Source organism: Pantoea sp. Pa-EAmG (assembly GCF_030024295.1).
GTDB lineage: Bacteria > Pseudomonadota > Gammaproteobacteria > Enterobacterales > Enterobacteriaceae > Pantoea > Pantoea dispersa.
The window spans coordinates 17,640-40,985 of the sequence record NZ_JASEWO010000015.1; the positions used below are offsets into that span (position 1 = coordinate 17,640).

Below are 23,346 nucleotides of genomic sequence, written 5' to 3' on the forward strand. Positions count from 1 at the left end.
ATGCGTTATCCAGGACTATTCTTGTTGAGTGTAAATCGTTGTCAGTGCTAATTTGCTGAAACTCATCTGCTCCTCTTTCCAGAGACCACTTATGCAACCACGTATCACGCATCTTGATGGCATGCGCGGATTAGCGATCCTGCTGGTGATTGCTTATCACGCCTATGCCCGCTGGCCCGAACTGTTGCCGTATGCCGCCACTACCCAGCATATTCCGCTGCTGGCATTTGGCTGGGTCGGCGTGCAGTTGTTTTTTATGATCTCCGGCTTTGTCATATTTATGACGCTGGATAAATCATCCGGCTACCTCAGCTTTCTCAAAAAACGCTGGCTGCGCCTGTTTCCGGCGATGCTGATAGCCAGTCTGCTGCTGTACGTTGCCGGCGGCTTTTTTCCGGAGTGGTCGCTGATGACAGCGGAAAGCCGCAACCTGCTGCCCGGTCTGATATTTATTAATCCTGAGACGCTGACGCAGCTCACCGGCATTGAATTCCGCTCCATGGCCGGATCGTTCTGGTCTCTCTATGTTGAAGCGCTGTTTTATCTGATTATTGGCGCGGTTTATTTCACCCTCGGACGTAAATATTGTCTGCCGGCGCTGATTGTGCCGATGTTATTACTTTCCGCCTCATCGGTATTGAAATCACTCGGCCATCCATTATTAATCGATGTCATTTCAAAATTCGGTTTTATTCACTACGCCTGGTTTATGGTCGGCTGTCTGGTTTATGAACGTCTGCACGGGCGCGATAAACGTTATCACTACGCGCTGACCGCGCTGGCCTTGCTGATTAATTTCAGCTACTACGTTAAAAACAGCGGCGTGGTCGCCGTGATACCGCTGCTACTGGTAATGCTGTTTTTTATCGCCAGCTTTTATTCCAGACAGATTGAGCGCTGGCTTTCCCTGCGCTTTTTCACCGCCATCGGATTTGTCAGTTACGCCCTGTATCTGATTCATGAAAATTTAATGATCGCGATATTGATTAAGCTTAATGGCTATATCAAAAATGAGGCGGTGATGACGATGCTGCCGGTGGTGGTGGCCAGCGTACTGTATTACGTTGCCTGGCTGATCAGTAAATATGCCGAACCGGCGCTGCGTAATGCGCTGAAGTGGAAGCGGCAGCCCGCGCCGCAGGCGGGCAGTGGGCTGTAAACGCGCGGGAGCCAGCGCTCCCGCGTACGCTGTCACACATCCAGCCGGTGAATGACGTTCACAAACTCGTGTACGCCACTGTTGATTTCCCGCAGGCTGCGCGACAGCACGCTGATCTTCTCCTGTTCGGTCACCACAAATTGCCTGACCTCATCCAGCTGCTGATACATCTGCTGGATCAGGTCGGCATTTTGCTCCACGACCACGGAAATCTGTTTGGTGGCGCTGGCGGTCGAGGCCGCCAGGCGGCGTACTTCACCTGCCACCACGCTGAAGCCACGTCCGGCCTCGCCGGCACGCGCGGATTCGATGGCGGCATTCAGTGCCAGAATGTTGGTCTGCGAGGCAATCAGGTTGATGGTTTCCACCACGTCGCTGATGCTCCTGGCCGAGGCGGTGAGCTGCGCGCCAATTTCGGCGGCGGCATTCACCTGCTGCGCCACCAGTCCGGAGTTACGCACCGTTTCATCCAGCACTTCATTGGCGTTATCGGTAATTTGTGAGGTCTGCTCAGAGGTGGTCAGTGCGATATCCGCCACGCGCTTCGCCGCCTCGACGCGCGCGGTGATATCCGAGGCGATCTTAATCACTTTGTAGACCTTACCGTCGCCGTCAAATACCGGGTTGTAGCTCGCCTCCAGCCAGATGCGCTCGCCGCTGGCAGTCTTACGTTCAAAACGACCGACAAAATGCTGACCGTTGCCGATTTTGCGCCAGAAGTCCGGATTCTCGCGGTAAAAATTGTCGAAGCAGAACAGGCGATGATGCTGGCCGGCGATGGCTGGCAGGGTATAGCCCATGTGGGTGAGGAAGTTGGTGTTGGCGGTAATGATGTGACCGTCCGGCGTGAATTCAATCACCGCCATCGATCGATCCAGCGCCGTTATCACCGCCTCTTTATGCTCCAGCTCCTGATGGCGCGCAGTGATGTCGCTCGCGACCTTGATCACTTTGTACACTTTGCCGCGCTCATCGCTCACCGGAAAATAGGTCGCGCTGAGCCAGAAGCGCTGATGCTGCTTGTTAAAACGCTCAAAAATGCCGTTCACCGATTCGCCGGCGGCCAGCGTTTGCCAGAAGGCGTAATAGTCGGAAGACTGGCTGTAAGCAGGGCTGCAGAAAATCCGGTGATGCTGTCCCTGAATTTCATGCAGCTGATAGCCGGTGACCTGTAAAAATTGTGCATTGGCGCTGAGGATTTCACCGGCCGGTGAAAACTCAATCCACGCAACATGCTGCTTTATCGCTTCAATATCCTTAGCAATGTCGCCACTTTTGGCAAATGGCAGAGAAAGGCTCGATTTTTTCACCCCGAACATGAGAGACCTCAGGCGCTTGGTATGCTGTTGAACGAAATGCAGGCGCAGATGCGCGCGTGCTAACGCATTCGGCGCGTCCAGTGGACGGCACCGCATGATTTCCCCGGTTGTCCATTACAGCCGTGCCACAGGCACAGGCTGCTGTCTCGCTGCGCACCGATGTGCGCAGGTGGGGTGTGTAATGGTGTTACCTGCCTGATGTTGTTACAGCGCAAGCTGAAAGCTGATTTTGCTATGCAACTTTTATTATCGACCGTGGCGTTAAAAATGTGAGAAAAAAGTGATCAACACCGCGCGTGCGGGTAAGAAAAGTGCCTAGCGGACTTGTTACAAGATGCATGTTAAATGTATGTTAATGCCCGAGACGTGACGCAATCAACGCCCGATGACGGGTTGGAGAAAAACCACCATGACGACCGCGCTGTGCCAGCTGTTAAAACTGCAGTATCCGCTGATTCAGGCACCGATGGCCGGTGTCGCCACGCCGCAGCTGGCCGCAGCGGTATCCAATGCCGGGGCGCTGGGATCGATTAGCGTTGGCGCGGTGACACCGCAGCAGGCGGCAGAAATGATTGCCCACACCCAGGCGCTGACGCGTGGCCCGATCAACGTCAACGTATTTTGCCACGCGCCGGCAAGGCGGGATGCCGCGCGCGAGGCGGCGTGGATCAGCCGGTTCAGCCCGCAGTTTGCGCAGTACCAGACGGCGCTGCCGCCGGCACTAACGGAGATCTATCAGAGCTTTTTGCACAATGAGGCGATGCTGACGGTGCTGGAGCAGGCGCGGCCGGCGGCGGTCAGTTTCCATTTCGGCATTCCCGATGCCACGGCCATCACCCGGCTAAAGCAACGTGACATTGTCACGCTGGCGACCGCCACCAGTCCGCAGGAAGCACGGGCAATTGCAGGCAGTGGTATCGATATCATTGTGGCGCAGGGTTATGAAGCCGGTGGTCATCGCGGCCATTTTGATCCGGGCGCGCCAGACCAGCAGCTTTCGACCGTTGCGCTGGTGCAGGCGATTCGTCAGCACACCGCGCTGCCGGTGGTGGCAGCGGGCGGCGTGATGGACGGTGCCGGCATCGCGACGATGATGAAACTGGGTGCCAGCGGTGTACAGCTCGGTACGGCGTTTGTGCTGTGTCCCGAATCGGCGGCCAGTGCGGCCTATCGTCGCGCGCTGCTGGCAGCTGGCGCGCGTGGCACGGTAATGACGGCGGCGATCTCCGGGCGTCAGGCGCGCTGCGTGCGCAACGCATTTTGTGAATTATGCCATGACGTAACGCCGGAGGAGATTCCTGACTATCCGCTGACCTATGCGCTGGGAAAAGCCCTGGCAGCAGCGGCTGCTGCACACGGCGAGGACGGCTTCGGTGCGCAGTGGGCGGGTCAGGGGGTGGCGCGGGTGCGCGCGCTGCCGGCGGCACAGCTGGTGGAGACGCTGGTTGCAGAGTGGCAGCAGGCATAGAGCAGGCTGCTGCCACATAGTGTGTAACGTTACAGGCCGAGCGCGCGCGTTACCGCTTCCGGCATTGACGGACGCCCATTGGCGAGACAGGTGGCAACAAACGTGGCCTCGGCATACACCACGCCGTCGACCTTGATTTGCTGCACGAAGTTCACGCGATTGCGCTTCTCGTTCTGCTCCAGCGCGCAGGTGACTTCCACCTTATCGCCTTTCACCAGGCTCTTGCGGAAGCGCAGCGTGTACTCCAGCACCATGTAAATCTTGCCCTGACTGAACTCTTCTTCAATGTCGATACCCAGCGCCTCGCGCATGTAAGCGTGGCGCGTCCACTCCATGTAAAACGGGTAGTACAGCCCGTCGACCACGCCCTGAAAATCGATATGGCTTTCATCTACGTCATAGTGCTTTACGAACATTTTTGCATCCTGATAAGCGCGTTACGCGGTGAGGCAATGGGTATACCGCAGAATGACGCCGCGGGTAAACGGCAAGATGTTGCAAAGTAATTCCACTGTCGCCTGGCAGAATGAATGCTGGTATTTTCCCGTGCTGCAGCAGAAACTGACAGCTGCATCACATATCCATAATCAACTGGCTACCTTTTTGTGACAAATCACGCAGCCCGGACACATTTTTCTGCGCAGGGTCGCGCGGCCAAACATAATGGTTTTACTATGTACACGCATGTTGTACAGAGTAAAACAACAACACTGGCCGATTTGCGTTAAGCCATGACTCTGTGAGGAACTCTATGTCTGACAAGATAACCCGCGCGGCCGCTGTGCCCGATATTGAGCAGCAGACCGTAAAACGCGTCATCTGGCGCATTCTGCCGTTCCTGATCGTCTGCTATCTGATCGCCATTATCGATCGCGGCAACATCGGCATGGCTTCCCTGCAAATGAATGAAGATCTCGGGCTGAGCAAAGCGGTGTTTGGCCTGGCAAGCAGCCTGTTTTTTGTTGGCTATTTTCTGTTTGAGGTGCCAAGCAACCTCGCGATGCAGAAGATTGGCGCCAAAATCTGGATTTCGCGCATCATGGTGACCTGGGGCATTGTCTCGGTGTGCACCGCGTTCGTCAGCAGTGCGGAAATGCTCTACGTGCTGCGCTTTCTGCTGGGCGCCGCCGAAGCCGGCTTCTTTCCCGGCGTGATCCTATATCTGACTTACTGGATTCCGGCGAAATATCGCGCGCGCGTGATTGCGACCTTTATGGTGGCGATCCCGGCAGCCAACTTTATTGGCTCGCCGATCTCGGGCGCAATCCTGACGATGGACGGCTGGTTCGGCCTGCGCGGCTGGCACTGGCTGTTTATCATCGAAGGGTTCCCGGCGATTGTGCTGGGGGTGCTGGCATTCTTCCTGCTCAGCAATCGTCCGGAAAATGCCCACTGGCTGACCAGCGAACAGCGCAACTGGCTGAGCGGCAAACTGGCTGAAGAGAATGCACAGCGTAAAGCGATTGGTCATATCACGCTGTGGCAGCTGCTGCGCCACAAGCATATCTGGGTGATGGCGCTGATTTACGCCGGCGCGTCGGCAGCGGGTTCGACGCTGAGCGTCTGGTCACCGCAGCTGCTGAAATCATTTGGTCTGGATAACTTCACCACCGGTTTGATGAATGCGATTCCGTACGGTCTGGCATCGATTCTGATGATTGTCTGGGGCCGCAGCTCTGACCGCAGCGGTGAGCGTCGCTGGCACACCGCGCTGACGCTGTTCCTGATTGCCGGTGGACTGCTGGCGGCGTTCCTGACCGATACGCTGGCGGGCAGCGTGGTGATTCTGTCACTGGTGCTGATTGGTGCCTACTCGATGAAAGGGCCATTCTGGGCGCTGGCCTCGGGCTGGATGTCCTCAACCACCGCTGCGGCCGGTCTGGCTGCTATCGGCGCGATGGCCAACCTGATTGGTGGTGGGCTGATGGTGAACGTTTACGGCATCATCAATGAGAAAACCGGCAGCCATGCGATGGCGATGATTCCTCTGGCGCTGCTGTGCGCGGCGGGCGGCATTGCGGTATTGCTGATGGGACGCAGCAAAAAGCTGCACGTTGAAGCGGAACAGCCGGTGGCCAGCACCGGGAAATAATCTCATGAGCCTGTGCCAGGGAGGGCACGCATCTGGCTCATCACGTCTGACGTTATCCTGCTTTCATCCTTTAAAACAGCCGTTTCCCGATGCGCCACAGGCACACCGGGAAACGCGGCGTTATTATCTCTGCTCAGCGCTGCGCTGGCGCCACGGATCTTTCACCATGGCGACCGCCAGTGCGCCAATCATCAGGACTGCCGCCACCGCCAGCAGCGCCCACATAAAGCCGCCGGTAGACTGACGCACATAGCCGATCAGCGACGGGCCGAAGAAGCCGCCGAGATTACCAATCGAGACAATCATAGCTAAGCCGCCTGCCGCGGCATTGCCGGTCAAAAAGCCGGAAGGCAGCGCCCAGAACGAGGCCTGAAACGCCAGAATACCGCTGACGGTGCAGCACAGTGCCAGCATTTTGATCACCGGCGCATCGCTCAGCGCGCTGCACATCAGGGCTAAGGCGGCGATCACCAGCGCGCCGCTGATCCAGCGAATACGGTGCGCTGATGCATTAGCGCGGCGCGCCCACAACAGCATGCTCACGGCACCGCAGACATAGGGCAGCGCGGCAAGAAAGCCGGTTGCCGTATGGCTCACGCCGAGCTGTTTAATGATCTGCGGCATCCACAGTCCCACGCCGATCGAACCCACAATGCCGCAAAAGTTAATAAACGCCAGCAGATACAGCAGTGGATTGCGCAGCGCGTCGCGCATCTGGGAACCGTGCGTTGCCGCGATTTGCTGCTGCTCATCGGCCAGTCGCCGGCTCAGCAACTGCTGTTCACGCGGCGCCAGCCAGCGCGCTTTCTCCGGCCGGTCGCTCAGCACAAACAGGCACATAACACCGAGGATCACCGCCGGTAAGCCCTCAATCAACAGCAGCCACTGCCAGTTACGGATATGCTCATGGCCGGTGATCTGCATCAGCGCGCCGGAAATCGGTGAGCCGATGATATTGGCCACCGGAATGCCGACCAGGAACGCGGCGGTGATTTTGGCGCGCCAGCTGCCGGGGAACCAGTAGGTAAAGAACAGATAGATGCCGGGGGTAAAGCCGGCCTCTGCTACGCCGAGACAGAAGCGCGCAACGGCAAAGCTGACGGGGCCGCTGATGAACGCGGTCGCCATCGAAATCAACCCCCACGAAATCATGATGCGCGCGATCCAGATGCGCGCGCCCACTTTTTGCATGATCAGGTTGCTGGGAATTTCAAACAGGAAATAGCCGATAAAAAACATGCCTGCGCCGAAGCCAAACTGTTCGGCGGTGATGCCGAGATCGGCGTTCATGCCCAGCGCGGCAAAGCTGACGTTGGTGCGGTCAAGGTAGCTGACCACGTAACAGATAAAGATAAACGGCAGAATGCGACGAAAGGCTTTGGCGGCCGCCTGCTCACTGTCCTGGAAATCCTGTTCGCTGAGCGTTTCATGGCGGGGTGGCACCGCAGCCGGCTGAGCCGGCGCAGGGCTGGATGTTGAGTGCAGGGTCATAGTAATCTCCGGTGCGTTCGGATGACGCAGAGTTGTAGTCAGAGAAACGAGGTATCAATGGCCGGCAACGCGCGGCCTGGCGTGTTCTGAGTGCAGGTCAGGATGCTGCCGCTGACCGATTCGGTGATAAACAGCTGATTAAGGTCGGCCCCGCCGAAGCACAGGTTGGTGGTGGAGCGACCCAGCGGACTGAGCAGAATCTCTTCCGGTTCAGCCAGATCGTTAAGACGCCAGACGCGCCCGAGGCCGGGATTGGCGATCAGCAGTTCACCGCGCTGATTGATGGTCAGCCCGTCCGGCCCGCTGGGTCCGTGCGAGGTAAAGAACAGTCCAACTTTGCTCACCGAACCATCCGCCAGCAGCGGCACGCGCCACACGCAGTTGCCGCGCGTCATCGCCACGTAGAGGATTTTCTCATCCGGCGACAGAACCAGGCCGTTCGGGCTCGGGCAGTTATCCAGCAGCAGATCCAGCCGGCCATCCGGGCTGAGCCGATAGACGCGTCCGCTGGCATCGTGCAGCCCGGTCTGGCCCTGATCGGTAAAATAGAGATTGCCGCGACTGTCAGGCGTTAAATCGTTGACGCCGCGAAAGCTTTCGCTGTTACGCCGCGTCAGCCACGGCGTGATAGTGGCGCTGCTGATTGACAGCTTCATCAGGCCGTTACGGTAATCGGTGATGATCAGCGTGTCCGGATCGGTCAGCTTCATGCCGTTGGGCTCACCGTCATACTGCACCACCAGCTCCCAGTTGCCGCTCATATCGACGCGAAAGATGCGGCCATAGGGAATGTCGGTGACATACAGACAGCCGGAGGGATGCCACACCGGGCCTTCGAGAAAGGAGTCGGTAAGCTGGCCGCCGCGATTGGCGGCAGCCCAGACATTGCCGGCGTCCGGCCGGCGAAACGCTTCCGGCAGGCGCGAAAACAGCGTTAACTCGCGCACCTCCGGTACGGTGAGCACGGTCATGATACCGCCTCCTGCTCCTGCAGAACCTGCAACGCGTTGCGCGCGGCACCGGTGCCCATGCGCACGTAAGCATTGTCGCTCACGCCACCAATGTGCGGCGTGATAATCACATTGTTGAGCGACTGCCACAGATGCGGTGCAGTCAGCGGCTCGCTGGTGAAGCTGTCCAGTCCGGCGGCACGCAGCGTGCCGTTTTGCAGCGCGGTCGCCACCGCCTGATCGTCAATCAGTCCGCCGCGCGCGGTATTGACCAGAATAGCGCCAGGCTTAAAACGGGCGAGGGCGGCCGCGTTGATCATCTGGTGATTGCTGTCCGTCAGCGGACAGTGCAGCGACACCACATCGGCACGGCTGTACAGTTCATCCAGTGATTCAACCGCTTCACAGCCAGCCGGCAAGGTTTGCGCATAAGGATCGTAGGCCAGCACCTGCATACCGAAGGCCTGGCCGATGCGCGCCACGCGGCTGCCGATGGCGCCCAGACCGACCAGGCCGAGTGTGCGTCCTTCCAGCTCCAGCGATTTATGCTGCGCTTTATCCCAGTGTCCGTCGCGCATCCGGCGGTCCAGCTGCGGCACCGATTTAGCACAGGCGAGGATCAGCGCCCACGCATGCTCCGACACGGCAGCGGCATTGGCACCCACTGCCGCGCGGACCGCAATCTGGCGTTCCGCCGCTGCCTGCTGATCGATAACGTCAATACCGCTGCCGTGCTTGGAGATCACGCGCAGCGCCGGCGCGGCGTCCATGATGCGCCCGTTGATTTTGCCGTAGCGCACAATGATCGCCTGAGGATTATGGCGCTCGCACAGCGCGATCAAATCGGCTTCCTGCGGCTGGCGTCCGGCATAAATCAGCTGATAGTCCTGCAGCAGCTCGACGGCTTCAGCAGCCAGGTCACTGCCGGTGATGAGGATAGTTTTTACGTTGCTCATTACAGCGATTCTCCTTCTGCTAACATACCCGCCGCGCGCAGGGCACCTTCCAGCCAGCCCGGACGCAAATCGCCCTGCTTAATACCCGCGATGCGGCGCGTTTCGGCGTCCAGCTTCTTCGCCGCCAGGGCAATGATGCGTTCCACATCCTGTTTAGCGATCACCACCACGCCATCGGCATCGCCGACCACCAGGTCGCCCGGCTCAATCGACGCACCGGCCACCGACACCGGATGGTTAACGCGTCCGGGAATACTTTTGGTGGGGCCGCTTGGGTTGAGGCCGGCAGCAAACACCGGATAGCTGCCCTGCGCGAGGGCGTCAGCATCACGCACCGCGCCATCAATGATGATGCCGGCGATGCCGGACGCTTCGGCCTGGGTTGCCATGATTTCACCCAGCAGCGCGCAACTGATGTCGCCTTTGCCGTCTACCACCAGCACATCACCCGGCTGGGCGATAGCCAGCGCCGCGTGAATCGCCAGGTTATCGCCCGGACGGACTTCCACCGTGATGGCCGGCCCGGCGACTTTCATCTGCGGCGACAGCGGCTTAACGCGGCCATGCAGGGTGCCGCGACGACCGGCGACATCGGCCAGAATCGCCGCCTGGAATGCGGCGGCCTGGCTGACGGACAGGGCGCTGACGCGCTCGATGTTGCGGTTGATCAGGTTATTTGCAGAGACAGACATAATTCACCTCGTGGTTTGTTTTACCTGGTACAACAATGTTGTACAATATAAAACAACTATATCGACGATCTGACGCCGCATGCCAGTGTTACGAAGGTGTTTGTGATGTAAACACGATGTGACTCACAGTTTTCAGGTACACTCAGGGCGGCACAAATCAGGAGGAAAAAATGGGAAATGAAGGCGTTAATGCGGTGGAGAAGGCGTTGTCCCTGCTGGATTGTTTTAAGCCCGGCGAAGAGAGCCTGTCGCTGACTGCGCTGTCGCAGCTTTCCGGCTATCACAAAACCACTGTCTATCGTCTGATGAACTCGCTGGAAAGGATGGGCTATGTGGTGCGCAGTGACAGCGGTGTCTACACGCTCGGCCCGCGTCTGTTATACCTCGGCAAGCTTTATGAGCAATCATTCCATCTGGCCAGCGTGGTGCAGCCGGAATTGCAGGCGCTGGCAACGGCGACCAACGAGAGCGCCAGCTGGTACGTACTGGATAACGGCCAGCGTCTGTGCCTGTTTCGTGCTGAATCGTCTGATGGCCTGCGTCATACGCGCCTGCCGGGGACGATTTTTCCGCTCGATAACTCCGCCATCAGTAAGGTGCTGCGTTTCTGGGGCATGAATGAAAATCTCTTCGATGCGCTGCCGTCGCTGCCGATATTCAGTTCGGGCGCGCGCGATCCGCACATCGCGGCCTTTGCCGTACCGGTATTCGCCGAAAATGACCGGCTAACCGCTGCGCTGGCGCTGACCGGCCCGGTTTCGCGTCTGACGCTGAATCGTAAAGATGAAGAGTTAGGCGTGTTGATGCGCGAAGCGGCTGCACGCCTGTCAGCCAAACTGGGCGCGCGCAAAGCATTTTGTGATGCGGTTTATGCGGCTAAATAAGGCTGCGCATTAATCGCTCACCGGCGGGCCAGCAGGCCTGCCGCACTCCTTCGGATTTTTCAAAGCAACACCTCAGTTAATGCTGTTTTCCCTGCTGCGCTAAGCCCGGTATACCTTGCGGAAACCAATTAAACGCTGGCAGGCATCATGAGCACCCATACCCGCATCCGCAAATTCAACACCAAAGATACCTATCCTAATCAGTCGCTGGACAACGACCTGTGTCAGGCCGTGCGCGCCGGCAACACCGTTTACGTGCGTGGCCAGATTGGCACCGACTTCGAAGGCAACCTGGTGGGGCTGGGCGATCCGGCAGCGCAGGCCGAGCAGGCGATGAAAAACGTGAAGCAACTGCTCGAAGAAGCGGGCAGCGACCTGTCGCACATCGTGAAAACCACCACCTACATCATCGACCCGCGCTATCGCGAGCCGGTGTATCAGGTGGTCGGCAAGTGGCTGAAAGGCGTGTTTCCCATCTCCACCGGCCTGGTGATCTCGGGACTGGGCCAGCCGCAGTGGCTGATGGAGATCGACGTGATTGCGGTGATCCCCGACGACTGGCAGCCGCAATAAGGAGCGCCGCATCATGACGTTATCGATTGTTGGACGCTGCGCGCAAACCGGCCAGCTGGGCATCGCGGTCAGCTCGTCGAGTATTGCGGTCGGCGCACGCTGTCCGTGGTTGCGCGCCGGCGTCGGCGCGGTCTCCACGCAGAACATCACGCTGCCGGCGCTGGGCCCGCGCATCCTTGATCGGCTGAGTCAGGGCGAGACGGCGCAGCAGGCGCTGCAGAGCGGCCTTGCCAGCGATGACTTTTTTGATTATCGCCAGCTTACGGTGCTGGCGGCCGACGGCAGCAGTGCCTGCTTCAGCGGAACGCACACGCTGGGGGTGAATCACGCGCTGTGCGGCAGCGACTGCGTAGCGGCCGGTAATTTGCTGGCGAATCCCGAGGTGATTGCGGCGATGGTCAGCGCGTTTGCGCAGCAGCCGGGCGAACTGGCCGCACGGTTAATCGCGGCCATGCAGGCCGGGATGGCCGCCGGAGGCGAAGCCGGGCCGGTTCATTCGGCGGCGCTGGCAGTGGTGGGCGAACCGTCGTGGCCGCTGGTTGATCTGCGCGTTGACTGGACGGAGGGCGATCCCATCGCGGAACTTCATCAGCTGTGGCTGGCCTATCAGCCGCAGATGCAGGATTACCTGACGCGCGCGCTCAATCCCACGCTGGCACCCCGTTACGGCGTGCCGGGTGATGAATAAGCGTGAGGAGACGCGATGCTGACCAGCCGTAACCTGCTCGAACATCTGGTGGCTTTCGACACCACCAGCCGCGAATCCAACCTGGCGCTGATCGATTTCTGCTGGCGCTACCTCAGCGGGCTGGGCGTGACCTGTGAACTGATGCACAACGCAGAACGCAGCAAGGCCAATCTCTATGCGCGGCTCGGGCCAGCCGGCAGCGGCGGGGTGATGCTATCGGGCCACAGCGATGTGGTGCCGGTTGATGGCCAGACGTGGACGGTGCCGCCGTTTGCGCTCACCGAACGTGACGGCAAGCTGTACGGACGCGGCACGGCAGACATGAAAGGCTTCCTCGCCTGCATGCTGGCTGCGGTGCCGCATTTTCTCGCCCAGCCGCTGCGTCAGCCGCTGCATCTGGCTATCTCCTATGACGAAGAGGTGGGTTGCCTCGGCGTGCGCTCGCTGGTGGATTCGCTGGCGCAGCGCAGCGATCGACCGGCGATCTGCCTGATTGGCGAGCCGACAGAACTGCGTCCGGTGCTGGGCCACAAAGGCAAGCTGGCAATGCGCTGCGAAGTGCAGGGCGCGGCCTGCCACTCGGCGTACGCGCCGCAGGGCGTCAATGCGATTGAATACGCCGCGAAGCTGATCCAGCGCTTAACCGTCATCGGTGAACGTCTGGCGGCGCCGGAACGACAGGATGCGCGCTTCGATCCGCCATTTACCACCGTGCAAACCGGGGTGATCCACGGCGGACGCGCGCTGAATATCGTGCCAGACGCCTGCAGTTTTGATTTCGAAGTGCGCACGCTGCCGCAGGAGAATGCGCAGCAGGTGGCAGAGGAGCTGGTGGCGTATGCGCAGCAGACGCTGGAGCCGCAGATGCGCGCGGTGCAGCCCGCCAGCGCCATCCGCTTCTCGCCGCTCAGCGCCTATCCCGGACTGGATACCGCCGCGCACAGTGCCGCGGCACAGCTGATTGCCCGGTTGAGCGGCAGCGACAGCTTCGGCACCGTGGCGTTTGGCACTGAAGGCGGACTGTTTGCCGCCGCCGGCATCCCCTGTGTGGTGTGCGGTCCCGGCAGTATGGAGCAGGGCCATAAGCCCGACGAATTTATCACCCTCGCACAGCTGGACGCCTGTGACAGCCTGTTATGCCGGCTGGCGACCTGGATGTGCGAATGAACCCGCGACGAGCCACCCCGTCCGAATCCGGAGATTGTATGGTCAGTGCAGAAGTAACCCCGTTTCCGCAGCCGCTGTCATCGGCACCGCATAAGGCCAACGTGGCGGTGCAGCTGGATGGCGTCCTGAAGCGCTTTGGTGATGCCATCGCGCTGCATAAAATTTCTCTCACCATCCATGAAGGTGAGTTCATTACGCTGCTCGGCCCGTCCGGCTGCGGTAAAACCACGCTGCTGAACCTGATGGCCGGCTTTGCCGAAGCCGACGGCGGTGAGATTTTTATCGATGGCGACCTGGTAACGGAAATCCCGCCCTATCAGCGCGAGATCGGCATCGTGTTTCAGAACTACGCGCTGTTTCCGCACATGACGGTGGAGAAAAACGTCGGCTACGGCCTGCGTATGCGCGGCGTGCCGAAAGCGGAAATCGCCGAGCGGGTCGGGCAGGCGCTGGCGCTGGTGAAGCTGGCGGGTTACGGCCAGCGCAAGCCGCGTGAGCTGTCCGGCGGGCAGCAGCAGCGCGTGGCGCTGGCACGCGCGCTGGTGATTCGTCCCAAAGTGTTGCTGCTGGATGAGCCGTTCTCCGCGCTGGACAAAAATTTGCGTTTATCCATGCAGGTCGAGCTGAAGGCGATTCAGCGCAAACTCGGCGTGACCACGGTCTTCGTCACCCACGATCAGGGCGAAGCGCTGAGCATGAGCGACCGCGTGGTAGTGATGTCGGCCGGTCACGTGCGCCAGATTGGGCCGCCGGATGAGATTTATCGCCGCCCGCAGGATCCGTTTGTCGCCAGCTTCGTCGGTGACGTGAATATTCTGCCGGGCCGCTACGCCGGCCGTGACACCAGCGCGCTGCTGGAGCTGGGCGGCAACACGCTGCGCCTGCCGGCCAAACGGGTGCAGGCCAGCGTCGGCGACCGGCTGGATGTGTATGTGCGTCCGGAAAATGTGCAGCTGGCGCCGCTCGGTCCACAGGCGCTGCTCAGCGCCACGGTGCTGACGCACGTGTTTCAGGGCGATCACGTTGACGTGCACCTCGATATCCCGGCGCTCGGCAGTGCCTCACTGTTTGCCCGGCAGTCCGGACTGGAGGCGCTGACGCGCTGGCCGGTCGGCAGCGTGGTGGGGCTGACTTTTGATGACGAGGGCGTTTGTGCCTTCGCCAGCGACGCACAGGGTTAACGCATGACAACGGAAACCATGACGGCGATCATCGCCGCGCAGCCGGGTGGTGCAGAGGTGTTGACTGCGGTGCAGCGCCCGGTGCCGCAGCCGGGACCGGGCGAAGTGCTGCTGCGCGTCGTCAGCGCAGGGGTTAACCGGCCCGATATTCTGCAGCGCAACGGCATGCCACCGCCGCCAGGCTGCAGCGATATTCTCGGGCTGGAAGCGGCGGGCGTCATCGTTGCGCTCGGCGCAGGCGTCAGCGAACTGCAGCCTGGCATGGCGGTGATGGCGCTGCTGAGCGGCGGCGGTTATGCGCAATACTGCGTGGCGCGCGCCGAACTGTGCCTGCCGGTGCCGGACACGCTGCCGCTCAGCCACGCGGCGGGCTTTCCCGAAGCCGCGTTTACCGTCTGGCACAACCTGTTTGAGCTGGGCCGTCTGATGCCGGGCGACAGCGTGCTGATTCACGGCGCGGCCAGTGGCGTGGGCACGCTGGCGATCCAGTGCGCCCAGGCTTGTGGCGCGCGGGTGATTGCCACCGCCGGCGGTGCGGAAAAAATTGCCGCGCTGCAGCAGCTGGGCGTGTGGCGCGCCATCGATCGCCATAGCGAAGATTTTGTGGCGGTGATCCAGACGCTGACCCGGGAACGCGGCGTGGATGTGGTGCTGGATAACGTCGGCGGCGACTACATTGCGCGCAACCTCAGCGTGCTGGCAGCGGGCGGGCGGCACGTCAGCCTCGCCTTTATGCAGCGGGCCACGGTGGAGATCGATTTACAGCTGATCATGCGCAAGGGCTTAAGCCTGACCTCTTCCACGCTGCGACCGAAAAGCGCGGCGGAAAAAGCGCGTCTGGCGCAGTGCGTGCGCGCCCATCTGCTGCCTTTACTGGCCGCCGGGCGCATCACGCCGCAGGTGCACCAGCGATTGCCGCTGACGGCCGCCGCGCAGGCGCACCGCATCCTCGAAGCCAATGCCAATATCGGCAAAGTGCTGCTGCTGCCAGATGCGGAGGCTATGCCATGATGGAACTCTATTACGCCTCTACCTCGGCTTACGTGCGAAAAGTGATGGTGTGCGCCCGGCTGCTGGGTCTGGCGCCGGAGATCACCCTGCTGGCGTCGGCGGCGCACCCCATCGAGCGCGATGCGCGCATTGCCGCGTTTAATCCGCTGTCTAAAGTGCCGGCGCTGCGCACCGAACAGGGACTATGTTTATACGACAGCCGGGTGATCTGCGAATACCTTAACCACCGCGCCGCGGGCCAGCTGCTGCCGGCAGACGGCGAGGCACGTTGGCTGTGCCTTACGCGCCAGGCGCTGGGTGATGGGCTGCTGGACGCCGCGCTGCTGGCGCGCTATGAAACCAGCGCCCGCCCGCTGGAAAAGCAGTGGTCAGCGTGGCGCGACGCACAGCTGACCAAAGTGGCGGCTGCGCTGGCGGCCATTGAGCAGCAGGCGGAGGCGTTCAGCCGCACGCCCGACGATCTCGGGTTGATCGCCATCGGCTGCGGATTGGGCTACCTCGACTTCCGTTTTGCTGAACTCAACTGGCGCGCCACGCATCCGCAGAGCGCCGCCTGGTTTGCCCTTTTTGACGCGCATCCGGCGATGGCCGCGACGCGCCCGCACCTGTAACGGAGCCGCCATGTCTCAGATTTTCTTTCTCAATGGGCCGAATGCCAATCTGTACGGCATGGATCGCCACGGTACTTACGGCAGCGACAGTTTCGCCAGCATCGGTGAGCGCTGTCAGCGGCGCGCCGACGCGCACGGCCTCAGGCTGCAGTTTCGTCAGAGCAACCATGAAGGGGTGCTGGTGGACTGGATTCAGGAAGCGCGCCAGCAGGCAAACGGGCTGATCATCAATGCCGCCGGGTTGTCGTATCGCTCGGTGCCGATTCTGGATGCGCTGCTGATGTTTGATGGCCCGATCATCGAAGCGCACATGAGCAATATCTGGCAGCGCGAGCCGTTTCGTCATCAGTCGCTGGTGTCGAAAGCCGCCACCGGCGTGATCGCCGGGCTGGGCGCGCTGGGTTATGAACTGGCTATCGATGCGCTGGCGACGCTGCTACAGGAGCCCAGCGCATGACGACTCTGGTGTTTTACAGCGAGTTCGACAGCTTCGAGGCGTGGTCGGCGCTGCTGGCACCGCAGTTACCGGATGTCGCTATCTGCCGTGCCGATCAGGTTGAGGATGCCGATAGCGTGCAGTTTGCGCTGGCGTGGAAGCCGCCGCGCGGCTTTTTTGCCCCGTATCGCCAGCTGAAATTGCTGGTGAATCTGGGCGCGGGCGTCGACTCGCTGGTAGGGCGCGACGACCTGCCTGACATCCCGATCGTCCGGCTATCGGACCCGGATATGGCGCGCATGATGGCCGGTTACGTGCTGTTTGCCGTGCTGCGTTACGCGCGTGACATACCGGCATTTGAGCGCGCACAGCGTGAACATCGCTGGCACTATCTGCATCCGCGCGAGCCGGCGTCGATTCGCGTGGGCGTGCTGGGGCTGGGCGAACTGGGTGCGTATGCGGCGCGCGAACTGGCGCGTCAGGGCTTCGACGTGCGCGGCTGGTCGCGGTCGCCCAAAGCGCTGGACGGCATTCACTGCGTCAGCGGTGCGCAGGCGCTGGATGCGTTTCTGGCCAGCAGCGACATTCTGGTGGTGATGCTGCCGCTCACGCCGCAAACCCACGGATTGCTGGATGCGCAGCGCCTGGCGCGGTTGCCGCCGGGCTGTGCGCTGATCAACGTGTCGCGCGGCGCGATTGTCGATCAGCCCGCGCTGACCGCGGCGCTGCAGAGCGGACAGATCGGGCACGCCACATTAGACGTGTTCGATCGTGAGCCGCTGCCGCCCGACGATGCGCTGTGGAGCATGGAAAATGTGCTGATCACGCCGCATCTGGCGTCGGTAGCGATCCCGGCCAGCGCCGCACGTCAGGTGGCTGATAACATCCAGCGGATGATGCGCGGTGAGCCGGTGCTCAACCAGGTGTTTCCCGCGCGGGGTTACTGAGCGCGTCAGGCGACGCGCACCACCTGCGGGTCGAAGTAGCTTGGCGCGGCCATGCCGGGAATGTATTGATCGGAGATGAACATGCGGCAGCGTTCGGCGAAGGCGTTGACCACCATCGACTGCTGCACGTGGGCCACCGTGGCGTATCCCAGCAACATCGGCCGGTTCACGCCGGCAAGGCGCACGCGGATCACCCGTTTGCCATCCTGCGACAGATTGGCTTTGGGCCGCACATTGGCGATGCCAAATCCCACGCCGTTGGCCACCATCGCGCGTACCACTTCCATATTGCCGGAGCGCATCACAATGTTGGGCGTAACGCCTGCTTCGCTAAACAGGCTGAGAAAATATTCGCGGCTCCACGGCATATCCAGCAGCACCATCGGCACCGTAGCGAGATCCTGAATGGTCACCGCAGACTGACTGGCAAACGGGTGATGTTCGCCGACCATCACATACGGCGGCAGCTGCGCCAGCGACTGAAACGCGATGTCGCTGGCCGGCACCAGATCGTAGGTCAGCGCGATATCGATATCGGCGGCGCGCAGTTGTTTCAGCAGCTGTTCATGATTGCCCTCCACCAGCGTGATGCGCACGCCGGGGAAGGCGCGGCCAAAGCCAAACACCAGCTCCGGCGTCAGCATCGGGGCCAGCGTGTCGAGACAGCCGACGCGCAGCGGGCCGCGCACGTTGTTCAGCGACTCTGAGGCGATGGTATACAGATTCGACATCTGTTCCAGGATCAGCTTCGCCTCTTTTAATACCTGATGGCCAATGGCGGTGAGCGACACGCCCTGCGCGTGGTGGCGCACAAACAGCTGCACCCCCAGCTCGGATTCGATGTGGGTAATGGCGGCAGAGATCGACGGTGACGACACGTGAATACGTTCGGATGCGCCAATAATGCTGCCGGCTTCGCCGGACGCGACGAAGTATTCCAGCTGGCGCTGGGTGATGCGACTGAGCATGCAGATTCTCCTGGTGTCGCCAGCGCGATCTTGTCGCGCCGGCTTTTCTATTTACCCCTGTTTCCATGCATTTATCATGCCGGACAGCGAATAGCAGCATAATCCCCTGCCTGACCCTTCACGCCCATTCGCTTCTGCCTCACTAAGGCTTAAGAAAATCCATTGCAAAGCAGCGACTTTTTTAGCGTCAGAAATTCCGATGCAACGGCGAGGAAAAGGCTGTTTTACCGCAGCAGCGGCCAGCGGCAGAATCGCTGTGACACCTGCTTTTCACTTTCGCACTGTTTTGGCGCAGCGCGCCGTGGCGAATCAACGGTGGTTCAGAGCAGCGATAACAGCCTTTTCATTCACTGGGGACAAAAATATGTTGCGTAAGATGTGTGCCTTAACGTTGTTAACCACGGGAATTCTGAGCGCAGGGAATGCCATGGCCGCCGACAAGCTGATTGTCAGCACCTGGGGCGGCAGCTTTAAAGATCTGATCGATCAAACCATCGCCAAAGAGTTCACCAAAGAGACCGGCGTCGAAGTGCAGTTCGTCACCGGCGGCACCATCGATCGCCTCAACAAAGCCAAACTGGCGGGCGGGTCGCCGGAAACTGACGTGACCTTCACCACCGCGCACGTCGGCTATCTGTATGCCAACAGCGGCCTGTTCGAGAAGCTCGACATGAGCAAAATTCCTAACGCGGTCAACCTGGTGCAGCAGGCGAAAGTCAGCCCGTATCATCTGGGCGTGTGGGGCTACGTCTACACCATTGGCTACCGTCCGGATCTGGTGCCGAAAGGGGAAACCTTCACCAGCTGGAACGACCTGTGGAAGCCGGAGCTGAAAGGCACGCTGGCGCTGCCCGACTGGGATCCGAGCCACATCATCGCCGTGGCCGCCAAACTCTCCGGCAGCGATGCGGCGCACTGGCAGCAGGGCCAGGCGAAGCTGAAAGCGCTGATTCCTAACATCAAATCGTTCTACACCGATGATGCCAACAGCCAGCAGCTGATCTCCACCGGAGAAACGCCGGTGCAGGTGATGCTGTCGATGAACGCCTACAGCATGATTGCGGAAGGGGTCAACATCAAGCTGGCGATACCGAAAGAGGGCGCGATCCTCGGCGTGGATACCGTCGGCATCAATAAAGGCAGCAAACATACCGATCTGGCGTACAAGTTCATCAACATCGCGCTGAAACCGGAAATACAGCAGCAGGTGGCGAAGATCTATCGCGGTAGCCCCACGGTGACCAACGCGCATATCGATCCGGAGCTGGCGAAGCTGCCAGGCATGCTGACCACGCCGGCGCAGTGGAATGCCACCATCAATACCGATCCCCAACTGCGTGCGGAGAAAACTGCCGAGTGGCGTCAGTGGTTCTCTGAAAACATCATGTCTCACTGATTGTCCTGGTGCTGCGGCGGGGCGGGTGCCTCGCCGTAGCCGGTAACACCTATGCAGGCAGTAACGTCCATGACGAAAAAACCGACATTTTTACCCTGGTTCATTCTTCCCGCCACGCTGACCGCGATGGGGCTGGTCGTCGCGATGTTTGCGGTGATGCAGTTTAGCGTGCGCGCGTACATCCCCGGCTCGCTGGATGTCGGCGGCTTTACGCTGGCCAATTTCAGTGGCCTGTTCAAACGCATCTACGGCGACGCGTTTCTCAATACTGTGCTGCTCAGCGCCAAAACGGCCTTATTTGGTTTGCTGATGAGTTACCCACTGGCCTATGCGCTGGTGCGCACCCGCACTGCGTGGATCAAATCCACCATTCTGATCATCGCGATTACTCCGCTGTTTCTGGGGGAAGTGGTGCGCACCTATTCGTGGATTATCGTGCTGGGTAACAGCGGCTTTCTTAATAGCCTGCTGCTGGCGCTGGGCATCATCAGCCAGCCGATCCAGTTTATGTTTACCCAGACCGGCGTGGTGGTCGCGCTGGTGCATGTCACCATGCCGATCATGGTGCTGATGCTGGCGACGGCGCTGTCACACATCAATCCGGACTACGAAAAAGCCGCCACCAGCCTTGGCGCCGGGCCGGTACGCGCGCTGCTAACGGTGACCATTCCGCTGTCGATTCCCGGCATCATCGCCAGCCTGACCACCGCGTTTGCCTGGACCTTTAGCGCTTTCGCGACGCCGCAACTGATTGGCGGCGGGCGCGTCAGTACCGTGGCTACGCTGGTGTATCAGCTGGGCTTCTCCTCGATGAACTTCCCGTTTGCCGCAGCGCTGAGCATTGCTGGGCTGCTGCTGACCATTCTGCTGCTGCTGGCGCTGAAGCGCATGACGCGCTTCCTGCACGCCATGGGAGGGCACTGATATGACCCGTTCTCACAACGACAAACTGATCGCGCTGCTGGGTAAACTGCTGGTGATCGCCATTCTGACGTTTGTCATGTTGCCCACCGTCGTGGTGTTTATCTCGTCGTTCAGCAGCACCTCCGTGCTGTTTTTCCCGCCGAAAGGCTGGTCGCTGCGCTGGTTTGAGCGGGCGCTGAGCTACGACGATTTTCGTCACGGCTTCTGGTCCGGACTGATTGTCACAGCATGGGCGTCAACGCTGGCGGTGGTCATCGGCGCCACGCTGGCGATTGCCATCGAGCGCTATCGCTTTCCCTGCAAACAGGTGCTGGAGAGTATTCTGCTGTCGCCGCTGTTTATTCCGCATTTCACCATTGGCCTCGGCCTGCTGATGCTGGTGTCGCAGCTCAATCTGGGACGCGGCTACGCACTGGTGATTTTCTGCCACGTGGTATTAGTGCTGCCGTTCGTGCTGCGCAGCGTCTATGTATCGCTGAAAAATCTCGAGCAGCGGATAGAACTGGCGGCGGCCAGCCTCGGCGCATCGCCGTTACGCGTAGTATGGACCATTACCGTGCCGCTGATTCTGCCGGGCCTGTTTGGTGGCTGGCTGTTCGCGGCGATTCTCTCTTTCAATGAATTTACCGCCTCGCTGTTTATTACCACCCAGGCGACGCAGACGCTGCCGGTGGCGATGTACAACTACGTGCGCGAATTTGCCGACCCGACGCTGGCGGCGCTGTCGGTTATTTATATTGTGGTGACCGCCGGAATGTTAATTATCGCCAATAAATTTTTCGGGCTGGGAAAAATATTAAACGTTGAGGCCGGGCATTAATTTCGCTGTGCCATCGGGCCGCCGTTAAACATGACAACCTAGTGTTAATCGCCAGCGGCGCAATATTTGCGCCGCGCTGGTGGCATGCCAACTATTCGGGGATGACCTATGTCAGTAGAAAAAATCAATACCGTGATCGTCGGAGCGGGCCAGGCGGGTATCGCCATGAGCGAACATCTGGCGCAGATGCAGATCCCGCACGTGGTGCTGGAGCGCAGCCGCATTGCCGAGCGCTGGCGCTCCGAACGCTGGGACTCGCTGGTGGCTAACGGTCCGGCGTGGCACGACCGCTTTCCTTCGCTGAAGTTTGATAACATTTCGCCGGAGGCGTTTCCGCCGAAAGAGCGCATGGCGCAGTATTTCGAGGATTACGCAAAGATGCTCAACGCGCCGGTGCGCACCGGGGTTGAGGTACAGCAGGTAACGCGGCTGCCCGGACGCAGCGGCTTCCGGGTGGTGACGTCAGTGGGAGTATTCGACGCGGACAATGTGGTGGCTGCCACCGGGCCGTTTCAGAAGCCCGCGTTCCCGGCCATCGTGCCTGAAGGCGCGGTGCCGCAGCAGATCCACTCATCGGCGTACAAGAATCCACAGCAGCTGGCGCCCGGTGCGGTGCTGGTGGTTGGTGCGGGTGCGTCCGGCACCCAGATTGCCGAGGAGCTGCGTCAGGCCGGCCGCGAGGTGTTTCTGTCGGTCGGTGAGCACTACCGCCCGCCACGCGCCTATCGCGACCGTGATTACTGCTGGTGGCTTGGCGCGCTGGGGCTGTGGGACGAAGTGAAAATCAAGCCGAAGAAACAGCACGTGGCCTTTGCCGTCAGCGGCTATGAAGGCGGTAAAACCGTGGATTTCCGCCGGCTGGCCCATATGGGCATTACGCTGGTCGGCATCACCGAGCGCTGGGATAACGGCGTGCTGCGCTTTGAGCCGGGGCTGGCAGAGAATATCGCCGAAGGTGACAGAGCCTATTTCGAGGTGCTGCGCGATGCGGATGCGTACATTGAGCGCAACGGGCTGGATTTACCGGCCGAGCCGCAGGCGTGGGAGCTGTTGCCGGATCCGGACTGCCTGTTAAATCCGCTGATGCAGCTGGACGTGCAGGCGGCGGGCATCAGCACCATTATCTGGGCTACCGGGTTTAAATTTGATTTCAGCTGGCTGCAGGTGGATGCGTTTGATGAACAGGGCATGCCATTCCACAAGCGCGGTATTTCTGCCGAGCGCGGTATTTATTTCCTTGGCCTGCCCAATCTGGTTAACCGGGCGTCGTCGTTTATTTACGGCGTGTGGCACGATGCGAAATATATTGCCGACCACATCGCGCTGCAAAATGCCTATTCGGATTACGTAAAGTCGTAATTATTTTCCAGGTGCGCATGAATGCGCACCCTACGGAAGATTCAAAAAGCCCGCACGTACTGTTGTCTTGCAACCTTTGAATTAGCACGATAAATCGTGCCGTTACACCAGGTGCGGTTGGAAGGTGCAGTAATCACAGCGCGCACAAACCGTAGCGGCGCAATTTATTGCGCATTGGGCAGCAGCGCGGCGGACAACCAGCACGATAAATCGTGCCGCTACACCAGGTGCGGCTGGAAGGTGCAGTAATCACA

At 60.2% G+C, this 23,346-nt stretch carries 23 protein-coding genes; 16 read left to right on the forward strand and 7 right to left on the reverse strand.

The window, feature by feature from the left end; translation table 11 throughout:
* Positions 1-91: 91 nt before the first annotated feature.
* Complete coding sequence (locus QMM04_RS03930) at positions 92-1,159, forward strand: acyltransferase (protein WP_282995682.1); 1,068 nt, start codon at positions 92-94, stop codon at positions 1,157-1,159.
* 32 nt (positions 1,160-1,191) lie between these two features.
* Here QMM04_RS03930 and QMM04_RS03935 read toward each other — a convergent pair whose 3' ends face one another.
* On the reverse strand, positions 1,192-2,478 hold the full coding sequence (locus QMM04_RS03935; protein WP_058770549.1) for a PAS domain-containing methyl-accepting chemotaxis protein: 1,287 nt from the start codon (positions 2,476-2,478) through the stop codon (positions 1,192-1,194).
* A gap of 409 nt (positions 2,479-2,887) precedes the next feature.
* Between QMM04_RS03935 and QMM04_RS03940 the strand changes: the two genes are divergently transcribed.
* Positions 2,888-3,946 carry a nitronate monooxygenase gene (locus QMM04_RS03940; protein WP_282995690.1) on the forward strand — a complete coding sequence of 353 codons (1,059 nt, stop codon included), beginning with the start codon at positions 2,888-2,890 and terminating at the stop codon, positions 3,944-3,946.
* Between the two features lie 29 nt (positions 3,947-3,975).
* Here QMM04_RS03940 and QMM04_RS03945 read toward each other — a convergent pair whose 3' ends face one another.
* The gene (locus QMM04_RS03945; protein WP_021509508.1) at positions 3,976-4,362 is read right to left on the reverse strand and encodes a thioesterase family protein; all 387 of its coding nucleotides are present in this window, start codon (positions 4,360-4,362) and stop codon (positions 3,976-3,978) included.
* Positions 4,363-4,697: 335 nt separating this feature from the next.
* Between QMM04_RS03945 and QMM04_RS03950 the strand changes: the two genes are divergently transcribed.
* Complete coding sequence (locus QMM04_RS03950; RefSeq protein WP_021509507.1) at positions 4,698-6,038, forward strand: MFS transporter; 1,341 nt, start codon at positions 4,698-4,700, stop codon at positions 6,036-6,038.
* A gap of 123 nt (positions 6,039-6,161) precedes the next feature.
* On the opposite strand, the gene QMM04_RS03955 is transcribed toward QMM04_RS03950, so the two are convergent.
* The 4 genes from QMM04_RS03955 to QMM04_RS03970 are packed head-to-tail and all read right to left on the reverse strand — an operon-like array spanning position 6,162 to position 10,127.
* Positions 6,162-7,529, reverse strand: a complete 1,368-nt coding sequence (locus tag QMM04_RS03955; protein ID WP_058775064.1) for an MFS transporter — start codon at positions 7,527-7,529, stop codon at positions 6,162-6,164.
* Between the two features lie 38 nt (positions 7,530-7,567).
* On the reverse strand, positions 7,568-8,500 hold the full coding sequence (locus tag QMM04_RS03960; RefSeq protein WP_021509505.1) for an SMP-30/gluconolactonase/LRE family protein: 933 nt from the start codon (positions 8,498-8,500) through the stop codon (positions 7,568-7,570).
* The gene (locus tag QMM04_RS03965) at positions 8,497-9,435 is read right to left on the reverse strand and encodes a hydroxyacid dehydrogenase (protein WP_104187238.1); all 939 of its coding nucleotides are present in this window, start codon (positions 9,433-9,435) and stop codon (positions 8,497-8,499) included. The genes QMM04_RS03960 and QMM04_RS03965 overlap by 4 nt, the downstream gene beginning before the upstream one ends.
* Positions 9,435-10,127, reverse strand: coding sequence for a diguanylate cyclase (locus QMM04_RS03970; protein ID WP_021509503.1), 693 nt, complete (start codon positions 10,125-10,127; stop codon positions 9,435-9,437). Before QMM04_RS03970 ends, QMM04_RS03965 begins: the two co-directional genes overlap by 1 nt.
* A 170-nt stretch (positions 10,128-10,297) precedes the next feature.
* On the opposite strand from QMM04_RS03970, the gene QMM04_RS03975 reads away from it, so the two are divergent.
* The 9 genes from QMM04_RS03975 to QMM04_RS04015 all read left to right on the forward strand — a co-directional run bounded on the left by QMM04_RS03975 (position 10,298) and on the right by QMM04_RS04015 (position 17,625).
* Entirely contained in the window at positions 10,298-11,011 is a 714-nt protein-coding gene (locus QMM04_RS03975; RefSeq protein ID WP_021509502.1) for an IclR family transcriptional regulator, read from the forward strand.
* A 147-nt stretch (positions 11,012-11,158) separates the two neighbouring features.
* Positions 11,159-11,584 (forward strand): RidA family protein, encoded by a 426-nt coding sequence (locus tag QMM04_RS03980; RefSeq protein ID WP_021509501.1) that lies wholly within the window; start codon positions 11,159-11,161, stop codon positions 11,582-11,584.
* A 13-nt stretch (positions 11,585-11,597) separates the two neighbouring features.
* The gene (locus QMM04_RS03985) at positions 11,598-12,272 is read left to right on the forward strand and encodes a DUF1028 domain-containing protein (RefSeq protein WP_282995683.1); all 675 of its coding nucleotides are present in this window, start codon (positions 11,598-11,600) and stop codon (positions 12,270-12,272) included.
* Between the two features lie 15 nt (positions 12,273-12,287).
* A complete protein-coding gene (gene argE / locus QMM04_RS03990; protein WP_282995684.1) occupies positions 12,288-13,439 on the forward strand; it encodes an acetylornithine deacetylase in 1,152 nt (383 codons plus the stop codon).
* Between the two features lie 38 nt (positions 13,440-13,477).
* Positions 13,478-14,620, forward strand: a complete 1,143-nt coding sequence (locus tag QMM04_RS03995; protein ID WP_058758803.1) for an ABC transporter ATP-binding protein — start codon at positions 13,478-13,480, stop codon at positions 14,618-14,620.
* 3 nt (positions 14,621-14,623) lie between these two features.
* A complete protein-coding gene (locus QMM04_RS04000) occupies positions 14,624-15,631 on the forward strand; it encodes an NAD(P)H-quinone oxidoreductase (protein ID WP_282995685.1) in 1,008 nt (335 codons plus the stop codon).
* The gene (locus QMM04_RS04005) at positions 15,628-16,242 is read left to right on the forward strand and encodes a glutathione S-transferase N-terminal domain-containing protein (RefSeq protein ID WP_282995686.1); all 615 of its coding nucleotides are present in this window, start codon (positions 15,628-15,630) and stop codon (positions 16,240-16,242) included. Before QMM04_RS04000 ends, QMM04_RS04005 begins: the two co-directional genes overlap by 4 nt.
* Positions 16,243-16,252: 10 nt before the next feature.
* Positions 16,253-16,699, forward strand: a complete 447-nt coding sequence (locus QMM04_RS04010; protein WP_088517647.1) for a type II 3-dehydroquinate dehydratase — start codon at positions 16,253-16,255, stop codon at positions 16,697-16,699.
* On the forward strand, positions 16,696-17,625 hold the full coding sequence (locus QMM04_RS04015; protein ID WP_282995687.1) for a glyoxylate/hydroxypyruvate reductase A: 930 nt from the start codon (positions 16,696-16,698) through the stop codon (positions 17,623-17,625). Before QMM04_RS04010 ends, QMM04_RS04015 begins: the two co-directional genes overlap by 4 nt.
* Positions 17,626-17,630: 5 nt before the next feature.
* On the opposite strand, the gene QMM04_RS04020 is transcribed toward QMM04_RS04015, so the two are convergent.
* Positions 17,631-18,593: a LysR family transcriptional regulator gene (locus QMM04_RS04020; RefSeq protein WP_021509493.1), complete on the reverse strand. Its 963-nt coding sequence runs from the start codon at positions 18,591-18,593 to the stop codon at positions 17,631-17,633.
* 364 nt (positions 18,594-18,957) lie between these two features.
* On the opposite strand from QMM04_RS04020, the gene QMM04_RS04025 reads away from it, so the two are divergent.
* The 4 genes from QMM04_RS04025 to QMM04_RS04040 all read left to right on the forward strand — a co-directional run bounded on the left by QMM04_RS04025 (position 18,958) and on the right by QMM04_RS04040 (position 23,092).
* On the forward strand, positions 18,958-19,989 hold the full coding sequence (locus QMM04_RS04025) for an ABC transporter substrate-binding protein (RefSeq protein WP_031280105.1): 1,032 nt from the start codon (positions 18,958-18,960) through the stop codon (positions 19,987-19,989).
* Positions 19,990-20,058: 69 nt separating this feature from the next.
* Positions 20,059-20,913 (forward strand): ABC transporter permease, encoded by an 855-nt coding sequence (locus QMM04_RS04030; RefSeq protein WP_021509491.1) that lies wholly within the window; start codon positions 20,059-20,061, stop codon positions 20,911-20,913.
* Position 20,914: 1 nt separating this feature from the next.
* Entirely contained in the window at positions 20,915-21,733 is an 819-nt protein-coding gene (locus QMM04_RS04035; protein ID WP_059012396.1) for an ABC transporter permease, read from the forward strand.
* Between the two features lie 108 nt (positions 21,734-21,841).
* Entirely contained in the window at positions 21,842-23,092 is a 1,251-nt protein-coding gene (locus QMM04_RS04040; RefSeq protein WP_282995689.1) for an NAD(P)/FAD-dependent oxidoreductase, read from the forward strand.
* Positions 23,093-23,346: the final 254 nt, after the last annotated feature.